19 protein-coding genes and 1 tRNA gene are annotated in these 18,910 nt (G+C 44.0%); 19 read left to right on the top strand and 1 reads right to left on the bottom strand.

Going from position 1 to position 18,910, the window contains the following annotated elements:
* The first annotated feature begins 235 nt into the window (after positions 1-235).
* From DYE66_RS08805 to rplS, 5 genes are all read left to right on the top strand, one after another.
* Complete coding sequence (locus tag DYE66_RS08805; RefSeq protein ID WP_115325126.1) at positions 236-1,087, top strand: IS982 family transposase; 852 nt, start codon at positions 236-238, stop codon at positions 1,085-1,087.
* Between the two features lie 360 nt (positions 1,088-1,447).
* The gene (locus tag DYE66_RS08795) at positions 1,448-2,134 is read left to right on the top strand and encodes a VTT domain-containing protein (RefSeq protein WP_115325125.1); all 687 of its coding nucleotides are present in this window, start codon (positions 1,448-1,450) and stop codon (positions 2,132-2,134) included.
* A gap of 60 nt (positions 2,135-2,194) precedes the next feature.
* Positions 2,195-2,461, top strand: coding sequence for a chorismate mutase (locus DYE66_RS08790; protein ID WP_002997097.1), 267 nt, complete (start codon positions 2,195-2,197; stop codon positions 2,459-2,461).
* Between the two features lie 158 nt (positions 2,462-2,619).
* Positions 2,620-3,807 carry a voltage-gated chloride channel family protein gene (locus DYE66_RS08785; protein WP_002997240.1) on the top strand — a complete coding sequence of 396 codons (1,188 nt, stop codon included), beginning with the start codon at positions 2,620-2,622 and terminating at the stop codon, positions 3,805-3,807.
* Positions 3,808-3,905: 98 nt separating this feature from the next.
* Positions 3,906-4,253, top strand: coding sequence for a 50S ribosomal protein L19 (gene rplS, locus DYE66_RS08780; protein ID WP_002962071.1), 348 nt, complete (start codon positions 3,906-3,908; stop codon positions 4,251-4,253).
* Between the two features lie 52 nt (positions 4,254-4,305).
* On the opposite strand, the gene DYE66_RS08775 is transcribed toward rplS, so the two are convergent.
* Positions 4,306-4,641 (bottom strand): MerR family transcriptional regulator, encoded by a 336-nt coding sequence (locus DYE66_RS08775; RefSeq protein WP_002962070.1) that lies wholly within the window; start codon positions 4,639-4,641, stop codon positions 4,306-4,308.
* Between the two features lie 295 nt (positions 4,642-4,936).
* On the opposite strand from DYE66_RS08775, the gene DYE66_RS08770 reads away from it, so the two are divergent.
* From DYE66_RS08770 to DYE66_RS08710, 14 genes are all read left to right on the top strand, one after another.
* A complete protein-coding gene (locus DYE66_RS08770; RefSeq protein WP_002997185.1) occupies positions 4,937-5,596 on the top strand; it encodes an NAD(P)-dependent oxidoreductase in 660 nt (219 codons plus the stop codon).
* A gap of 94 nt (positions 5,597-5,690) precedes the next feature.
* Positions 5,691-5,762: transfer RNA gene (locus DYE66_RS08765), tRNA-Arg, on the top strand.
* Between the two features lie 135 nt (positions 5,763-5,897).
* Positions 5,898-6,353, top strand: coding sequence for a class Ib ribonucleoside-diphosphate reductase assembly flavoprotein NrdI (gene nrdI / locus DYE66_RS08760; protein ID WP_002997280.1), 456 nt, complete (start codon positions 5,898-5,900; stop codon positions 6,351-6,353).
* Positions 6,354-6,562: 209 nt separating this feature from the next.
* A complete protein-coding gene (locus tag DYE66_RS08755) occupies positions 6,563-6,904 on the top strand; it encodes a metal-sulfur cluster assembly factor (RefSeq protein ID WP_002996425.1) in 342 nt (113 codons plus the stop codon).
* A gap of 84 nt (positions 6,905-6,988) precedes the next feature.
* A complete protein-coding gene (gene ilvD, locus DYE66_RS08750; protein ID WP_002996669.1) occupies positions 6,989-8,686 on the top strand; it encodes a dihydroxy-acid dehydratase in 1,698 nt (565 codons plus the stop codon).
* Positions 8,687-8,974: 288 nt separating this feature from the next.
* On the top strand, positions 8,975-9,124 hold the full coding sequence (locus tag DYE66_RS10825) for a hypothetical protein (protein ID WP_002996858.1): 150 nt from the start codon (positions 8,975-8,977) through the stop codon (positions 9,122-9,124).
* 107 nt (positions 9,125-9,231) lie between these two features.
* Complete coding sequence (locus DYE66_RS08745; RefSeq protein WP_128861656.1) at positions 9,232-9,498, top strand: hypothetical protein; 267 nt, start codon at positions 9,232-9,234, stop codon at positions 9,496-9,498.
* 270 nt (positions 9,499-9,768) lie between these two features.
* A complete protein-coding gene (locus DYE66_RS08740) occupies positions 9,769-10,755 on the top strand; it encodes a YeiH family protein (RefSeq protein ID WP_115325124.1) in 987 nt (328 codons plus the stop codon).
* A gap of 62 nt (positions 10,756-10,817) precedes the next feature.
* Positions 10,818-12,050 (top strand): FtsW/RodA/SpoVE family cell cycle protein, encoded by a 1,233-nt coding sequence (locus DYE66_RS08735; RefSeq protein WP_002997308.1) that lies wholly within the window; start codon positions 10,818-10,820, stop codon positions 12,048-12,050.
* 144 nt (positions 12,051-12,194) lie between these two features.
* Positions 12,195-12,755, top strand: a complete 561-nt coding sequence (locus DYE66_RS08730) for an HAD-IA family hydrolase (RefSeq protein WP_044123714.1) — start codon at positions 12,195-12,197, stop codon at positions 12,753-12,755.
* Between the two features lies 1 nt (position 12,756).
* Positions 12,757-14,709 (top strand): DNA topoisomerase (ATP-hydrolyzing) subunit B, encoded by a 1,953-nt coding sequence (gyrB, locus tag DYE66_RS08725; RefSeq protein WP_002996773.1) that lies wholly within the window; start codon positions 12,757-12,759, stop codon positions 14,707-14,709.
* A gap of 271 nt (positions 14,710-14,980) precedes the next feature.
* Positions 14,981-16,705 (top strand): septation ring formation regulator EzrA, encoded by a 1,725-nt coding sequence (gene ezrA, locus DYE66_RS08720; RefSeq protein ID WP_002996980.1) that lies wholly within the window; start codon positions 14,981-14,983, stop codon positions 16,703-16,705.
* Between the two features lie 304 nt (positions 16,706-17,009).
* Positions 17,010-18,248, top strand: a complete 1,239-nt coding sequence (hflX, locus tag DYE66_RS08715; protein WP_002997293.1) for a GTPase HflX — start codon at positions 17,010-17,012, stop codon at positions 18,246-18,248.
* Positions 18,241-18,894, top strand: a complete 654-nt coding sequence (locus DYE66_RS08710; RefSeq protein ID WP_044123738.1) for a cystathionine beta-lyase — start codon at positions 18,241-18,243, stop codon at positions 18,892-18,894. The genes hflX and DYE66_RS08710 overlap by 8 nt, the downstream gene beginning before the upstream one ends.
* Positions 18,895-18,910: the final 16 nt, after the last annotated feature.

Below are 18,910 nucleotides of genomic sequence, written 5' to 3'. Positions count from 1 at the left end.
TGTTGGCTTCCTTTTTTATATTAGACTTGTTCGGAAACAAGTTCACTTACCTTAAATACTTCCTTTAGAAGAAGTACAGAGATATTTAATTTACCCGTTGTGCTAGTTAACACTAGCCAAAATAAAAAACTTTGCCTATCATAAACTCAGAACAACCACGAAATGAGGGAATGATAGGCAAAGCCAAGACTATTATCTCGCAAATCCACATCAAACACAAGATATTTTTTCAGTTTTGCTAACAAAAGTGAGTACACTTTATGACCGGTTCGTTCCCTACTGCGTGAGGCATCGGCGAAACGTTCACTTACAAAAGCAACCCGATGTCATTATCATCGCCAGCTATCTCTGGGCCATTCAAGAGGGGTGCCGAACAGCCAGCTCAATTTATCGAGCCATTCGTCATAGCCTTTTTCCTAATGACTTTCCAGAACGTTCCCGCTTTTGTCGGATTTGTCAAAACCTTTCCCAAAGCATCCAACGCATACGCTACTTTATGGTATCCTCCCTTTGTGAGACCTCTTCATTTGGCCTGATTGACAGTTTTCCCTGTGCCTTATGTCATCCCATCCGTAATCTAAGAGCTAGCCTTTTATCAGAAGTCGCTAACATCGGATACAACGCCACGAAGAAGATTCACTACTACGGGGTGACGTTCTCCGTTTTAGTCAGCGATAGGGGCTTTCCTTTGGATTATGTAGTAACGTCAGCCTCTGTTTACGATAGCCAAGTGGCTTTTGAATTACTGGAACACAGCTCTATTCCACTGATTTATGGAGACAAGGGCTATATTGACAAGCAGGTTAAGAAAGAGTTGGCCAATTGTGGTATCACCTTAATTTCTCAACTCAGGAAAAATATGGCGGACTATTCTTGGTTTGAGAACTATAAAATTAGTCGATTGCGCAAACCGATTGAAACCGTCTTTTCGAGCTTAGAACAGTTTGGCATTGAGAATTTACGCTGTCGAAACCTTCAGGCATTACAGTTTAGAGTAGAAGCTATTTTACTCATCTATTTACTCATGCTGGAAAATAGTCAAAATGAATTTGGGCTGAGTTTGAAGTATTCTAAGGCTTATGCCTGATTAACTAGCACAACGGGTATTTAATTTATTAAATTTTAGGGGGGAGGTAATTGAGGTGAAGCTAGACGATACTTTCGCCGTAGTGGTATTATTAGCAACACCCCTTTTTGTTGCTAATAACGGATTTTTTGAAGAGATTTTGTCCAGAGGACAAAATCTGCCTGAGCCAAAAAAAGAAAAGCGAAGGGCTCAAAAAATAGGAATGGAACGCCAACGGTGGTCTCTTCCGTCCGCACTACTTAAGAAAGTATCAAATTTGATTTTAACTAGGCATACTTTCCGAACAAGTCTATTCTAAGGTTTTGATAAATTGATCACCCTCATCTTGAATTTCACTCAGTAATTCCCTATAATAGGCCTATGCCTTTCAAGAAAATTAATTTAAAGAGTCGGAGCTTGCGCTATTTGCTAGCCTCGCTGGGCCTGCTTATTGGCCTGATTTATCTGGGCTTTTTTGCCTATCGCTTCTGGGATAATCTGAGCGATTTCTTTAATGTTGAGAAGCAGGTAGTTTCCTTTGGTCGCCAGTTTTCGACGGCCAATCTCTTTAATTTCTGCGTTCTGATTCTACTGACAGCTCTGGGTTCGGCGGTTCCCTTTCTTTCCAATGCTGTGCTTGCGGTCTTCAATGGAGTCGTCTTTGGCCCCTGGTTGGGCTTTGTCATGAATCTGCTGGCCAATTCTTTGGGAAATTTTCTCTCCCTAAAGCTTCTCTCCAAGATAACGATTACGGAGCGAGAAAAATCCTTTTCAGATAAGCTGGATTTTCTTAAGAAAATAAATAATCCCTATCTCGCCATCAGTTTGGGTTATATGGTACCAGTTTTTCCAACTCTTCTTGTCAATTATTTGGTGATGGAAATGAACTTGCCCCTAAAAAAATGGTTGCCCTGTGTTTTAATAGGTGTCTTCCCTACCTCCTGTCTATACGCCTTTGGTGGGGATGCTATTATCAAGGGAAATATCAAACGCATCCTCGTCCTCCTAGTCTTGACCCTCTTGGTCTACCTAGTAGTCAAGTGGATGCTAAAGCGAAAGAAAGCCTAGTTTTGCTGGGCTCTTTTTGCTATAATGAGGTGTTTTGAAAATCATGAATAGGAGCTTTTTATGGATTTAGAAAACATTCGCCACAATATTGATAAGATTGATAGGGATCTGGTGGCCTTGATTGAAAAGCGGATGGAGCTGGTCGCTCAGGTGGCAGCTTATAAGAAGGCGACAGGTAAAGCCATCTATGATCAGGCCCGCGAAGAGGCTGTTTTGGACAAGGTATCTGGTCTGGTTCAAAATCAAGCCTTTGAGCCCTTTATCCGGGCCAGCTTTGCAGATATTATGAAAGAGTCTCGTGCCTATCAAAGTCAAGAGTTGAACTAGGCTAATCCTAGGCAACCAGGCAGTTCTGCTGAATTTTTGCGGGCATCGTTGTAAACCAAGAATTGGACGAATTTGAGCTCAAGCAGAAGGGTATTTCACTTGGGGGGGCTCTATCCTAAATGAGCAAAGGCTCTTGCTCTTAGTCATGGAGGAATTTTGTGTATCACTCATTAAAAAATAAGGCGCTACTGATTGTCGCAGCGGTCATTATCGGTCTGGTGATTGGGACAATTGACACGGTTTTCGGCCAGGTTTTGCTTTTTGTTAGTGCTTTTCGTGACAGTCACTTGGTCTGGACCCTACCTTTTCTAGCTCTAGCTGGTCTCGTCAGTATCTGGCTCTACCAACGCTTCGGCGGTGACGCCAGTAAAGGAATGGGCTTAGTTTTTGAGGTCGGTCATGAAAGGCGAGAGAGTATTCCTAAAGTCCTGATTCCCTTGATTATGGTGGCGACCTGGCTGACCCACCTTTTCGGAGGAAGTGCTGGTCGAGAAGGAGTAGCGGTCCAAATTGGGGCCACGGTTTCTCATTGGTTTGGCAAGCTGATTCCTCTAAAGAATAGCTCTCGTATCTTTTTGGTAACAGGGATGGCGGCAGGTTTTGCCGGTCTCTTTCAGATTCCTCTGGCAGCGACCTTCTTTGCTATTGAGGTACTAGTCGTTGGCGAGCTAGCTTTTTCAGCCCTATTGCCAGCCTTGATTGCTTCCCTGGTGGCCAGTCAGACCTCCCATGTGCTGGGCTTGGAAAAATTTGCCGTTTCCGTCTCAGTTCATTTGCAATTGGAACCCCTTGTGGTTGCCAAGTTGCTGATTTTGGGCCTTTGCTTTGGCCTTGTTGGCAGTCTCTTTGCGGCTAGTCTGGCCTGGGCCAAGAAGCAAGTGAGTCATTATTTTAAAAATCCTTATTGGCGGATTGCCATCATCAGTATTGGCTTGACCTTCCTTCTTTTCTTACTTTGGAATGGACGCTATACGGGTCTGGGAACCAATTTGATTTCAGCCAGTCTCATGGGAGGTAAGATTTATGCTTGGGATTGGGCATTGAAATTACTGCTGACGGTCATCACCCTAGCAGCTGGTTTCCAAGGGGGTGAAGTGACGCCCCTCTTTGCCATCGGAGCTAGCCTAGGGGTGGTTCTAGCAGGTTTCTTTGGCCTGCCAGTTGCTCTAGTGGCAGGACTGGGCTATGTCAGCGTCTTTGGTTCAGCTACCAATACCCTCCTAGCCCCAATTCTCTTGGGCGGTGAGGTCTTTGGCTTTGCCAATACCCCCTACTTTGCTATCGTGGCAGTCGCAGCCTTTCTCTTTAGCCATAAACATACGATTTATGCCTTGCAAAAACGCTAATCATAGTGTAAAATATTTCTATGTGTGTAATGGACACACGAAAATACGGCTAATCCGCTGGGACAAGCACCTAAGATTAGTAAGATAGGAGAAAATAAATGAATCCATTAATCCAAAGTTTGACTGAAAGTCAACTTCGTACTGACATCCCTGACTTCCGCCCTGGTGACACCGTTCGTGTTCACGCTAAGGTTGTCGAAGGTAACCGTGAACGTGTTCAGATCTTTGAAGGCGTTGTTATCTCTCGTAAGGGTCAAGGCATTTCAGAAATGTACACTGTCCGCAAGATTTCAAGCGGTATCGGTGTCGAACGTACTTTCCCAGTTCACACACCACGTGTTGAAAAGATTGAAGTAACTCGTCATGGTAAAGTCCGTCGTGCTAAATTGTACTACCTGCGTGCCCTTCAAGGTAAAGCTGCACGTATTCAAGAAGTCCGTCGTTAAGACTAATAAAAAAGGTTCCAATCGGAACTTTTTTTATTAGTCTCAACCTCAATTACTTGTCAATATCTTTCAGTTCTTCTACCAAATTTTTAAACATAGCGTTTAATGCAGCTAATCGCTTTTCAACCTTTTTAGCGGCAAAATCCAAGGTGAAACCTTCCTCAAGCATTTCCTGAATCAAAAGCATTTTTTTGATATTTATATAATCAAATCTTCTGGTACTGCCCTCTTTACTATCTTGAGAGTTAATGATACCTTTTTCTTCCCAATAACGAATTTTTCTAACTGGGATGCCTGTTATTTTAGAAACTTCCCCAATGCCAACGACTAACTTTTTTATCAAGTTAACATCAAGAAGAGCAGAATAATCATCAAAATCCTTTTTCATGCCATTTCAATCCTTTTCGCTGTAAATTTAGTTACTGTGTTATTCTATAACAATTGAGAAAAATCTACAATTTTTTCTTGACTATCGAAATAATTTTAGGTATATTATTTGTAGATTATCTACAATTAAAATAGATTATTTACAAGAAACGTAAAAAATATAGGCTAACGATTATGAAAATTGTGGTGACCAGTTTGGTTCCCTATGCAATCAATTATTGTTGTTGACATTTAAACGCTTCTTATTTTGTAATTAATGTCTACCTATGGTTAGTTTGGAGATTCAGGAGGATCAGATGATAAATGTTTTAGTTCTAGGGGCAACAGGCAGAACTGGCCGCTTAATCATAGACGAACTGATCAAACAAGACTCTGTCCAGATTTTAGCAGGACTAAGAAAAGAATCAGACAAGGCCAGATTGGCTCCCTTAAGAAAAGCAGTGAGAAGCACTGTTATTGATATAGAAGATGAAGGAAAATTGCAAAGAGTACTACATGATCATGATATTGATATTGTCGTTCAGGCTATTCGTTTAAGAGAAGATATACCAGATGACGCTTTAGTTCAATTAGAGCAGCGCCTTCGTCGAGCCTTTCCTTTTTCAAAAGAATTCCGTATAGTAACCGTAGGGGGAGCAGGAGCATTAAGGCTTGAGAATGGACAGCGCTTCTGGGAGACTGATTGTTTCCCTGCAATGACTTTGCCACGTGGAGCTGCACATGCTAAGTTGAGGGATTACTTAGAAGAATCATCTCTTAAAGATTCTTGGACTTATCTTATACCGCCCCCTGTTTATCGTCCAGATGGAAATAGGACGGGGAGCTATCAGAGGCACTCCCCAACAATGGCAGAAGATTTTTTTCTTAAGAAAGAAATCTCCTATGCTGATTTTGCCCTTGCGGTAGCGGACGCTGTCGTAAAAGAATGGCGGGGGACCTATCTCATTTCGATTTAGGAACTATGAATGATTTAAATTTGGCATAGGACTTTTTTAAAGTTGCATTCATCCGTAGTCTAGGGTACAATATAAGGGATTGGTACGTTAATGTGTCTCCTTAGTTAAATGGATATAACAACTCCCTCCTAAGGAGTAGTTGCTGGTTCGATTCCGGCAGGGGATATGATTTCAATGCTTCGCTCAGCCGAGGCTTTTCTTTTTTCTCCAAATAACTTGACCCCACCTTTGCCTAGTGCTACAATATCTTGTAGATTAAATCTAGGAATACCACAATATCTAGTGGTTGAAGGAGCAAACTGTGAAATTTGTCTATATTTCTTTGAGTGGGAACACCAAGGCCTTTGTCCAAAAGCTGGTTGATTATTTTGCTTTCAATCACGCCGAGATTCCGGTTGAGACCTTGGATGTTAAGGAGCTGGTCAAGGAGGGGCAGGCCTATCCTGACCTCGGCCAGCCCTATGTGGCTTTTCTGCCAACTTATTTGGAAGGTGGTAATGGTGTCGATAATGGCGACCAGGAGATCCTGACCACCGATTTACGCAAGCTAATTGCTAAGGGCAATAATGCTAGAAATTGTCTGGGCATTGTCGGAAGTGGCAATCGCAACTTTAACAACCAATTTTGTCTGACGGCCTACCAATACTCCGAACAATTCGGTTTTCCAGTCCTCGATACTTACGAAATGCGGGGCTTGACAGCTGATGTCGAAAGGATTGCTGAGAAAATAGTGACTGTCTACGGTTCTGAAAAATAAAGAAGGCTTACTTCAAAAGCAGCAGCGATTTAAATCGAGGGCAAACTAGAGAGACCTCTGGTTTGTCTTTTTCTTTTATCTTGAGTTGGCTTCAAGCCCATCTTATCAGACTTTTCTGACCTTCCTCAATCCTTATTTATAATGATTTTCATCTAGACAAATTGTCTGAATTGTGCTACAATTATGAATTATAGAAGGGAGGATTCTTAATGAGGGATGACATCAAGTTAAATGACCGTGCCAAGGCTCTCAGCCAAGACTTGGTTGAAAAGTTAGAGACCGTCTATGACCCGGAAATCGAGTTGGATATTTATAATCTGGGCTTGATTTATGAAATCACCATTGATGAAAAAGGTCATTGTCAGGTGGTCATGACTTTCACCGATGTAGCCTGTGGCTGTGCCGATACCCTGCCCCTTGATTTGGCTGAGGTTCTTAAGACCATTGATGGAATAGAGTCAGCCAGTGTTAAGGTGGTCTGGAAGCCGGTTTGGAAATTGACACGCATCAGTCGCTTGGGTCGGATTGCCTTAGGAATCAGTCCCCGATAAAATTTTGTTTATATTTCTAACTGATGAGGAGACCCTCCTGACGTCGGTTAGATTACTATATTTTTCTAGAGAGAAGGAAATCTTATGTCAGATGATATGAAGAAGCTTCGTCATCGTTCAGCTGTTTATGATAGTATGGTCAAGTCACCCAACCGTGCCATGTTGCGGGCGACAGGGATGACCGATAAGGACTTTGATACACCCATTGTTGGGGTCATTTCAACTTGGGCTGAAAACACGCCTTGTAATATCCACTTGCATGACTTTGGTAAATTGGCCAAAGTCGGTGTTAAGGACGCCGGTGCTTGGCCTGTGCAATTCGGGACCATTACTGTTTCTGATGGGATTGCCATGGGGACCCAAGGGATGCGTTTCTCTTTGACCTCGCGGGATATCATCGCTGACTCCATTGAGGCAGCCATGGGTGGTCATAATGTTGATGCTTTTGTCGCTATCGGTGGTTGTGATAAAAATATGCCAGGCTCTTTGATTGCCATCGCTAATATGGATATTCCAGCTATCTTTGGTTACGGTGGGACCATTGCTCCAGGGAACTTGGATGGTAAGGATATCGACCTAGTATCAGTCTTTGAAGGGGTTGGTCACTGGAACCATGGCGATATGACCGAAGAAGAAGTGCGGCAGATTGAATGTAATGCCTGCCCTGGCCCTGGTGGTTGTGGTGGTATGTACACCGCCAACACCATGGCAACAGCTATAGAAGTTCTGGGAATGAGTCTTCCAGGTTCCTCTTCTCACCCAGCAGAATCCGCTGAAAAGAAGGCAGATATTGAAGAAGCTGGTCGTGCAGTCGTCAATATGCTTAAGTTGGGTCTCAAGCCTTCTGACATTCTGACCCGGGAAGCCTTTGAGGATGCCATTACCGTTACCATGGCCCTAGGTGGTTCAACCAATGCGACCTTGCACCTTTTGGCGATTGCCCATGCCGCTAATGTTGACTTGACCTTGGAAGATTTCAACACCTTCCAAGAAAAAGTGCCACATTTGGCCGACCTTAAGCCATCTGGTCAGTATGTTTTCCAAGACCTCTACAATGTCGGTGGGGTACCAGCCGTTATGAAATACCTTTTGGCTAATGGATTCCTCCATGGTGATCGGATTACCTGTACAGGTAAGACAGTAGCTGAAAACTTGGCTGACTTTGATGATTTGACACCGGGCCAAAAGGTCATTATGCCTTTGGATCATCCTAAACGTGCCGATGGACCTTTGATTATCCTCAAGGGTAACTTGGCTCCTGATGGTGCCGTTGCTAAGGTTTCTGGAGTTAAGGTTCGTCGCCACGAAGGTCCTGCCAAGGTCTTTGACTCTGAAGAAGATGCTATCGAAGCAGTTCTGGCTGATGACATCGTTGATGGCGATGTTGTTGTTGTCCGCTATGTTGGTCCTAAGGGTGGTCCTGGTATGCCTGAAATGCTCTCTCTATCTTCCATGCTGGTTGGTAAGGGACAAGGTGACAAGGTTGCCCTGATTACCGATGGTCGCTTCTCTGGTGGTACCTACGGCCTGGTTGTTGGTCACGTAGCTCCCGAAGCTCAAGATGGTGGTCCAATCGCTTATCTGAGAACTGGTGATACCGTTATTGTTGACCAAGATACCAAGGAAATCACCATGAAGGTTTCTGAGGAAGAACTGGAACGTCGTAAGGCTGAAACAACCATCCCACCACTTTATTCACGTGGTGTCCTCGGTAAATACGCCCATATCGTTTCCTCGGCCTCCAAGGGTGCCGTAACCGACTTCTGGAACAAGGGTGAATAAGGCTTGAGGCTGGTGGATAAGGATTTTCGCTGAAGGCCAGCTCGCCTGAATCTTGATTCCTGACTAAGTTAGATAATATCATAATAGCTCAGTTTCGGCTGGGCTTTTCTATAGCTCTTAATGAAGCAAGCCATAATGGCGAAGCTGAATTTAGAGCTATTGATGCAGTTTTAGCACAGTTAAAACTACGTTCCGAATGATACAATTTTTTTGATGCCCAGATTTTCCTTGCAGGAGGTTAGCAGATTTGTTATACTTTTTATAAGTTTATTTTAAGGATGTGTTTTTATGAAAAAGTCAATGACAGTGGGAGCCTTTAGCCTCCTGGCCTTTACCCTAATTGGTCTAAGTGTTGGTCTGCTTTATCTCTTTAAAAAGTGTTTTACTATTTTATTGGGTAGGACTAAAAAAGCTGATGACTTTTCTGGTCTCAAATAACGAAGGAGAGTTCTCATGTCTGACAAAAATGATTGTAGTCGAAAGGCTGAGCAAAGGCAGAGGATTAAATTTATCTGTCTAAGCGCCTTTTTTCTTGGCCTATTTTGATGATTTTACTAGCAGCTTGGCAACTTAGAACGGAAAATCCAATGAGCAAGGCTCCCGAATCAACCTCAAGCACAAGAGAATTAACCGACCATGAGAAACAGCTGGCCTATGCTAAAAAGCATCAGGAAAAGATTAACGAGTATGTTTTGCATCATGGCCTTGGCCGAATTGAAAGTGTGCAGATCAACTGGGAGCAGACAAAATGGGAACCGGCTCCCTTCATTGGTCCCGAATCAATGATTTTGGCTGGGACGGTTAATGGTTGAGAGGATTCTAGCTGGTACCTATCCATTGTAATTGGCGATGATGACAAACCTGATATGAAAAAGAAGACCTTGTTGAGTATTACCCTAGGTGATGATGTCATCTGGGATGATGATTGGAATCATCATTTTTGATAATGAGTTTGTGAACTTTTGCAAAACCTGCCCTAATTGGCTCACTGGGCTCTTGAGTCTATCATTTAGCCCATTTTGGGCTTGATTGCTTCTTTAAAAGTGGTAACATAGAAGCGATAATATTTTTTGGAGGTTTCCATGGAAAAATTGCAAGCCTATCTGCCTGGTTTTGCATTGACAGCAAGTCTAGCTCTGATGGCCATGATTTTGGGGAATTTCTTTCCTCTAATCGGCTCTAGTGTTTTTGCTATCATTTTGGGCATTTTGGTCAATAATCTTTTTGGGCTGAAAGAAGGTTTCCAAGCGGGGGTTGCCTTTAGTGGTAAGAAAATTCTCCAGTATTCGATTATTGTTCTAGGTTTTAGCATGTCCATTCAAGAGGTCTCAAAGACTGGCTTGTCCTCCTTGAAAATTTCGATTACGACGATTTTAATTTCTTTCATGGTCTCTTACTTGGTTGGTCGCTGGCTCAAACTATCGAAAAACTTGGAGACCTTGATTGGTTTTGGGACAGCCATCTGTGGGGGTTCTGCCATCGCAGCCGCCTCCCCTATCTTAGAAGCAGAAGATGACGAGATTGCCCTCTCCATGTCCACCATCTTTCTTTTTAATATTATAGCGGTCTTTCTCTTTCCGGCTCTTGGCCACCTGATGCAGATGTCTGACTATAATTTTGGTCTCTGGGCAGGGACAGCTGTCAATGATACTTCCTCAGTTGTGGCTGCAGGGTATAGTTATAGTCGGAAGGCTGGTGACTTTGCGACCATTGTTAAATTGGCTAGGGCTCTAATGATTGTGCCTTCCTGCCTGATTTTGGCTGGTCTTAAATTCTATCAATCCAGAAAAAGTCAACAGAATTTTTCATTTATGAAAATCTTCCCTTGGTTTATCCTCTGGTTCGTCGTGACCTCTATCCTATCTTCCTTGGGAATTTTTCCTAGGGTAGCCATCCCCTATGCGAAGTCAGTTTCGCAATTTTTGATGGCCATGGCTCTGGCTGGTATCGGTTGTAAGGTTTCCTTTCAACAATTTAGGAAAGCCGGTCACAAACCTCTCTTGACAGGTCTGATTACCTGGGCAGCAGTTGCAGGGTCGAGTCTAATTTTACAATATTTTGTCTTTTAAGGTCATGCCTTTGTCATGATTACATGCTATAATGGATACTAGTTATTTTAAGGAGTGTGGCAATGCCCAGAAAAAGAAAAAGACCTTTAGATAGTCGCATTGACTATACGGTCATCCTTCCTGTTTTTCTCTTAATCTTAATCGGGATGGTGGCCATCTATACAGCGACCAGCCATGATAATCCCCATTCTGTCCTCTCGGTTATTATCCAGCAGGTCATCGGAATTGTGGTCGGCTGTATTATTGCTTTTGTCGTTATGTTTTTCGATGTCGAGCGGCTCTGGAAACTGACCCCCTACCTCTATGGCGCGGGTCTGGCCTTGATGGTTTTACCCCTCTTCATTTATAGTCCAACCCTGGTTGCTTCAACAGGGGCTAAGAACTGGGTCAGCGTTGGCTCGGTCAGTCTCTTTCAGCCCTCGGAATTTATGAAGATTGCCTATATTCTCATGTTGGCTCGAATGGGGGTCTGGTTCAAGGATGAGTATAAGGAAGAAGAGCCTTCGCTCAAAAAAGACGGCCGACTGATTCTCATCTATCTTGCTGTAACGGCTCCTGTCCTCTTGCTCTTAGTATTGCAGAAGGACATGGGGACAGCTATGGTCTTTCTGGCTATTCTGGCCGGCCTGATAGTCCTATCCGGCGTCTCCTGGCGGATTATTCTATCGGCTCTCTTGGTGGCGGGGCTCGGCTTTGGCCTTTTCCTCCTCATCTTTACTAGTGATTGGGGCAAGGAGTGGCTCTATCATATGGGAATGGAAACCTATAAGATTAACCGGGTGGCTGCCTGGCTGGATCCCTTTGCCTATGAGTCAGGCATTGCCTACCAGCAGGTCCAGGGCTTGATTTCTATCGGTAGTGGTGGTCTTTTCGGTAAGGGCTTTAATATTGCTGAGTTATCAGTACCTGTTCGTGAATCAGATATGATTTTCACGGTCATTGCTGAGGACTTCGGGTTTGTTGGCTCGATTGTCGTTATCTTGCTCTATTTAATTCTCATCTTCCGTATGATTCGAATTACGATTGAGTCCAATAATGTCTTTAACACCTACATTGCGACGGGATTCATCATGATGATTCTCTTCCACGTTTTTGAAAATATTGGTGCGGCTATCGGAGTTCTTCCCCTGACAGGGATTCCACTTCCTTTCATTTCCAAAGGGGGTTCCTCACTCATGTCCAATTTGATTGGGGTCGGTCTGGTTCTCTCCATGTCCTACCAGAATTCTTTGGCAAAGGAAAGACGAATTGACGAAGGTTTGAGCCGCAGTAGTTGGAACAAATATTGGATTTAAAAGCAGGCTTAGGAAGTTTCTTTCCTAGGCCTTTTGATTTGGAAAAAAAGTAGAGGGCTATTTGCCTCAAAAATGGCGTGAAATGGGGCTGGAAATAGGACAAGCAAGGTGCAAAATAGAGCGAAATATGCTATAATAAAGATTATGAAATTTCATGATTATATCTGGGATTTAGGCGGTACTCTGCTTGATAATTATGAGACCTCAACGCGGGCCTTTTGTCAAACCTTAAAGGAATTTGGCCAGAAGGCTGATCACGATCAGGTCTATGCTAAATTGAAGATTTCAACAGATGCGGCTATTGCTCATTTCATTCCTGATCAACCCTCCTTTCGGGCCCACTATAAGAACCGCGAAGCTCAAGCTTTAGCGAAACCGGTTCTATTTGCAGGTGCCAAAGAATTGCTGGCAAAAATTGTTAATCAGGGTGGACGGAATTTTATGATTTCCCACCGCAACCATTTGGTCTTAGATATTCTAAAGAAGGCGGGAATTAATCAGTATTTTACAGAAGTGGTGACTAGTGAGTCGGAATTTGCTAGAAAACCCAATCCCGAATCCATGCTTTATCTTAAGAATAAGTACGCCATGACTAGCGCTCTGGCGATTGGTGACCGAGAAATCGATTTGCAGGCGGCTCGAGCAGCGGGAATTGAAGCTCAGCTTTTCGATGGTGAAAAATTATTATTAGAAACGGTAGTGTAAGATGACAGAAGAAAATAAAAATCGCGAGGATCTGGCTCAGGAATATGATGCCAGTCAGATTCAGGTCTTAGAAGGGCTGGAGGCTGTTCGGATGCGGCCTGGTATGTATATTGGGTCAACTTCAAAAGAAGGGCTGCACCATTTAGTCTGGGAAATTGTAGATAACTCCATTGACGAGGCTCTAGCTGGTTTTGCCAGCCATATTGAGGTCTTTATTGAGGAAGACGATTCTATTACTGTTGTTGATGATGGCCGAGGAATCCCAGTTGACATTCAAGAAAAGACTGGTCGTCCCGCTGTTGAAACGGTCTTCACCGTTCTTCACGCCGGTGGTAAGTTTGGCGGAGGCGGCTACAAGGTTTCCGGTGGTCTGCACGGGGTTGGTTCTTCCGTCGTTAATGCCTTATCAACCTCTTTGGAAGTTAAGGTCCATAAGAATGGCAAAATCCACTTCCAAGAGTACAAGCGTGGCCTCGTAGTTGCAGACCTCAAGGTCATCGGGGATACGGACAAAACAGGAACCACTGTTCACTTCACACCTGACCCAGAAATTTTCACCGAAACGACGGAATTTGATTTTGATAAGCTGGCCAAACGGATTCAAGAGTTGGCCTTCCTCAATAAAGGGCTTAAGATTTCCATTAGCGACAAGCGTGAGGGCAAGGAGCAAAGTCAGGTTTACCACTACGAAGGTGGGATTGTCAGCTATGTTGACTACCTCAACGAAAACAAGGAGGTCCTCTTTGAGAATCCTATCTACACTGATGGCGAAATGGATGGCATTTCAGTTGAAGTGGCCATGCAATACACTGGTACCTACCATGAGAATGTCCTCAGTTTTGCCAATAATATTCATACCCACGAGGGCGGTACCCATGAACAAGGTTTTCGGACCGCTCTGACGCGGGTTATCAATGACTACGCCCGGCAAAACAAGTTGCTCAAAGAAAAAGACGACAATCTTTCCGGCGAAGATGTTCGTGAAGGCTTGACCGCTATTATTTCTGTCAAGCATCCAAATCCGCAATTTGAAGGTCAAACCAAAACCAAACTGGGGAACTCAGAGGTAGTTAAGATTACCAATCGCCTCTTTAGCGAGGCTTTCTCACGTTTCCTTTTGGAAAATCCTCAGATTGCTAAGAAAATCGTTGAAAAGGGTATCTTAGCTTCTAAGGCTAGGATTGCTGCTAAGCGAGCCCGTGAAGTTACTCGCAAAAAGTCTGGCTTGGAAATTTCCAATCTGCCTGGTAAATTGGCCGACTGTTCATCCAATGATGCCAGCCAAAATGAACTCTTCATCGTCGAAGGGGACTCAGCTGGTGGTTCGGCCAAGTCCGGCCGTAACCGTGAATTCCAGGCTATTTTGCCTATTCGTGGTAAGATTCTCAATGTGGAAAAGGCCAGCATGGACAAGATTCTGGCCAACGATGAAATCCGCAGCCTCTTTACCGCTATGGGAACAGGCTTTGGAGCTGAATTTGATGTCAGCAAGGCTCGCTACCAAAAGTTGGTCATCATGACTGATGCCGATGTCGATGGATCCCATATCAGAACCCTGCTCTTGACCCTTTTTTATCGCTACATGCGTCCTGTTGTTGAAGCTGGCTATGTCTACATTGCTCAGCCACCGATTTATGGGGTCAAGGTTGGTAGTGAAGTCAAGGAATACATCCAACCAGGCGCTGACCAAGAAACCAAATTGCAAGAAGCCCTGGAGCGCTACACCCAAGGTCGCTCCAAACCAAGCGTTCAACGTTACAAGGGGCTGGGGGAAATGGATGACCACCAACTCTGGAAAACGACCATGGACCCTGAACACCGCCTGATGGCTCGTGTTTCTGTTGATGATGCTGCCGAAGCCGATAAGATTTTTGACATGCTCATGGGTGACCAAGTTGGTCCCCGCCGTGAGTTTATTGAAGAAAATGCTGTCTATTCTACCCTAGATATTTAGTTGGAACTTTTTTTGATAAGTCCCTAGAACTATGATATAATGGGGCGTACTATGTGAAAGAAAAGGAGCAGGCTTATTGATTTTCAGCCTTGAAAATTAGGCTATGCTCTAGCAAGCCCGATTACCCTACCAGCTTAGGCCTGGTTGGAGGAATGGATTTTGCATTAAGGTATCAAAATGATAAAAAGAGAGAAGTGGGACAGGCAAGCTCAAGGCTATTGGCTTCCTTGAGCTTTGTTTTAGACCCTTCTCATGACTTAAAGGAGAGAACATGTCGAGCGGAATTGTAGTGCTGATAGTAGCCCTGGTCCTTGTGGTCATTGTCGGTTATCTTATCGGTGTTATTCTTAGAAAACGAAATGATTTACGGTTGGCACAATTAGAAGAGCGCAAGCAACAGTTGTTTGAGCAGCCAGTCGCAAAGGAATTGGAGTCCGTTAAAAAGCTGAATCTGATTGGCCAAAGTCAAACCACCTTCCGAGAATGGAATCAAAAGTGGACCGACCTGTCGACCAATACGGTTAAGGATATCGAAGCCAACCTGGTTGAGGCGGAAAATCAAAATGATTCCTTCCGCTTCCTCAAGGTCAGAAATTCTCTGGGCACGATTGAGAGCCAATTGGATTTGGCCCAAGAAGATATTAGCTCAGTTCGAGATGCCTTGGGAATTCTGAAAGATCAGGAAGACAAGAATAGTGCCAGAGTTAAGCATGCCTTGGACCTCTATGAAGATCTCAAGACCAGTATTGAAGATAACTCTGATAACTTTGGTGCCACTAAGACTGAAATTGAGAAGCAACTCAAGAATATTGAAGCAGAATTCTCTCAATTTGTTACCCTCAACTCAACAGGGGACCCTGTTGAAGCAGCTGAAATCTTGGATAAGGCTGAGGAGCATACCATTGCCCTCGGTCAAATATCAGAAAAAATCCCTGCTATTGTGGCCAAGTTGGAAGACGACTTCCCAGATCAATTGGATGATTTGGAATCGGGTTATGGCAAGCTTTTGGATGCGCATTACCACTTCCCAGAACGCAATATTGAGCGTCGCTTCCAGGATATTCGAGAATCTATTTCTAGCAATGCAGATGGCCTAGCGACCTTGGACTTGGATCGAGCACTTGAGGAAAACGAAGAGATTCAAGAAAAGATTGACGGTCTCTATGCCATCTTCGAGCGTGAAATTGATGCTAATAAGCAAGTTATGAAGGATTCTAAGATCCTGCCCAAGTACTTGGAGCATGCTAAGCACAATAATCAGGCGCTTGAAAAAGAAATGGCTCACCTCAACAGTCTTTACATTATTGAAGACAATGAGACGCTCAGTGTTAGCAAGTTTGCTAAGGAATTGAAGAAAATCGAAGACGATACCATCCCGGCAATTGAAAACTTTGACACCCAAGAGAAACCTTTCTCAGAACTTAAAAGAATCTTTGATGATGCCCTCAAGACCCTGTCTAACGTTGAGGATGGTCAGATTGAACTTAGCGGTGAGCTCAAGGGAATTGAGCGTATTGAAAATGAGTCTCGGATTAAGGCCGATGACTATGTGAACCAACTCCATGTGATTAAGCGTTTCATGGAAAAACGCAATTTGCCTGGTATTCCTCAGGACTTCCTCAGTATCTTCTTTACAACCAGCGAGCATTTGGAAACTCTCCTGGATGAACTGAGTAAAGGGCGCATCAATATTAACTTGGTAGCCCGCTTGACCGAATCAGCTGGTTCTTCCATGGACCTTCTGATTGAAACGACCTACCGTGTGGTTCAAAATGCAACTTTGACCGAGCAACTCCTGCAATACTCCAACCGCTATCGTAGCTTTGAGCCTGCAGTTCAAGAGAGCTTTGAAATTGCCCTCAAACTTTTTGAGAAGGAATACGATTATAAATCTTCCTTTGAAGAAATCTCCTATGCTCTGGAAGTTGTTGAACCAGGCGTCACCGATCGTTTCGTGTCATCATACGAAAGAACGCGTGAAATTATTCGCTTCTAATTGAGGCTTTGAATTTATAAGGACCATTAAAATGACTGGATTTTCCGGTCATTTTTTAATGGAAAAATTCAGCCTTGACCTCGTAAAATTTGCCCCTATTTGTGATATAATGAAAGTCCAAATGGGCGAAGAAAACTGGTGGTAATACTCAATAAAAATCAGAAGTATCCGAGGCAACGAACTGCAGGCAGTACTTGGGTACGGCAAAGTGAGTTAACGATGGATAGTCTTGATTTTTGAAGAGTATAAGAGCCATTTTTGCCTTGAAAAAGCTTTACCAGGCTGATAGAAAGGTGAGTGGGACATGCATGAAACGGCTGAGTCTAGCGAAAGTGTAATTTTGCTGGGTGTTGAATTGCCCAGCAGTCAAAATTTCGACATGTCCATGCAGGAATTGGCGGGTTTGGCCCAGACAGCAGGGGCACAAGTTGTCGCCAGCTACCAGCAAAAGCGTGAAAAATACGACAGCAAGTCCTTTATTGGTTCGGGCAAGCTCCAAGAAGTGGCCAGTATGATTGAGGCAGACCAGATTGATACGGTCATTGTCAACAATCGTCTAAGTCCAAGACAAAACGCCAATCTAGAAACGGCCTTTGGGGTCAAGGTGATTGACCGCATGCAGTTGATTTTGGATATTTTTGCTATGCGAGCTCGTAGTCATGAGGGCAAGCTCCAGGTTCATCTGGCCCAGCTCAAATATATGCTACCTAGGCTGGCAGGACAAGGCGTCATGCTCAGTCGTCAGGCTGGTGGTATTGGTAGTCGGGGCCCTGGTGAGAGTCTTCTGGAACTCAATCGGCGCTCTATTCGCCATCAGATTAGCGATATAGAACGGCAACTTAAGCAGGTTGAAAGAACTCGTTCCACCATACGTGAAAAACGGCTGGATTCGTCCGTCTTTAAAATCGGTTTGATTGGCTATACCAATGCGGGAAAGTCAACCCTGATGAACCGTTTGACAGATAAGGACCAATACGAAGCCGATGAATTATTTGCAACGCTGGATGCGACGACCAAGCAGATTTTTCTTAAGGACCAATTTCAGGTAACCCTGACCGATACGGTTGGTTTTATTGGCGACCTGCCGACAGAATTGGTGGCAGCCTTCAAATCAACCCTTGAAGAGAGTCGTCATGTGGACTTGCTTCTTCATGTCATTGATGCCAGTAACCCTAATCACACGGAGCAAGAAGAGGTGGTCTTAGATATTTTGAAGGACTTGGACATGCTGGATATCCCACGTCTAGCCATCTATAATAAGATGGATCAGGCCCAGGACCTAGTGGCCACAGCCTTTCCCAATATTCGCCTTTCCTTAAGGGAACCAGAGAGTCGGCAAATTCTCCGTCGGCAAATTTTGGATGAAATCGAGCAGCTTTTCCTACCCTTTAGTATCAAGGTAAGTCCAGATAAGTTTTATAAGCTCTATGATTTAAGCAAGTATGCCCTGCTGGGTTCTTATCAATTTAACCAAGAGTCTCAAGAAATTTCTGGTTTTATTGCTGAAAAAAATAAGTGGAGATTGGAAGAATTTTATGACTGATGTGATGGAATTAGCCCTCAAATACGGGGGCTTTACCAGTTTGGATAAGGTCTATCTAAAAAACAATCTGGCTAGTCTGAGCCTTGAGACCGCCCAACTCTTGGTGTGCCCGCCTCCAAGTGTCGTCAACGCCTATTTTGCTGAGCTCTATCAGAAGGAAGGCCCTCAAGCAGCGACGGCCTATTATTTGGAACTTTCTCAAGCCTTTGGTTGGTTGACCAAGCAGCCCTCTTTTGCAGAAGAAAGGCAGCCCTTTGTCCGCCTAAACCTATCTGGCAAGTCTTATGGCTTTGTTTATGAGTCGGCCCAAGAAGTGGCTCAAGTATTTTCAGAAAATGAAGAGCCCATAAGGGGTCAACTCTTGTTGGAAATAGCCCAGATTTTCCCCCACTACAAGGTTTATCAGGAGGCTGGCACCATTAAAATGAGACCGCTGGAATTCGCTGAAACCGATGTGGAGAAGCTTGACTTAGACCAATCTGCCCTCCTGACGGATGTCTACCGTTTGCAGGCTGGCTACCTCAAGATTTCTGGTTATAATGCGGATGAGGTTCTAAGTGTGGCTGACCGAGTAAGTAAAAAGGCCCAGGGGCCAATTTATTATGGCTTTAGCCAGAGGCAGTTTGTCATTTATATAAAAGAATAGAAAGAAGTTAGAAAGA

The organism is Streptococcus downei MFe28 (assembly GCF_900459175.1).
Classification (GTDB): domain Bacteria; phylum Bacillota; class Bacilli; order Lactobacillales; family Streptococcaceae; genus Streptococcus; species Streptococcus downei.
The sequence above is the reverse complement of the archived record's forward strand: the minus strand, read 5'-3'. Positions and strand labels throughout refer to the sequence as shown.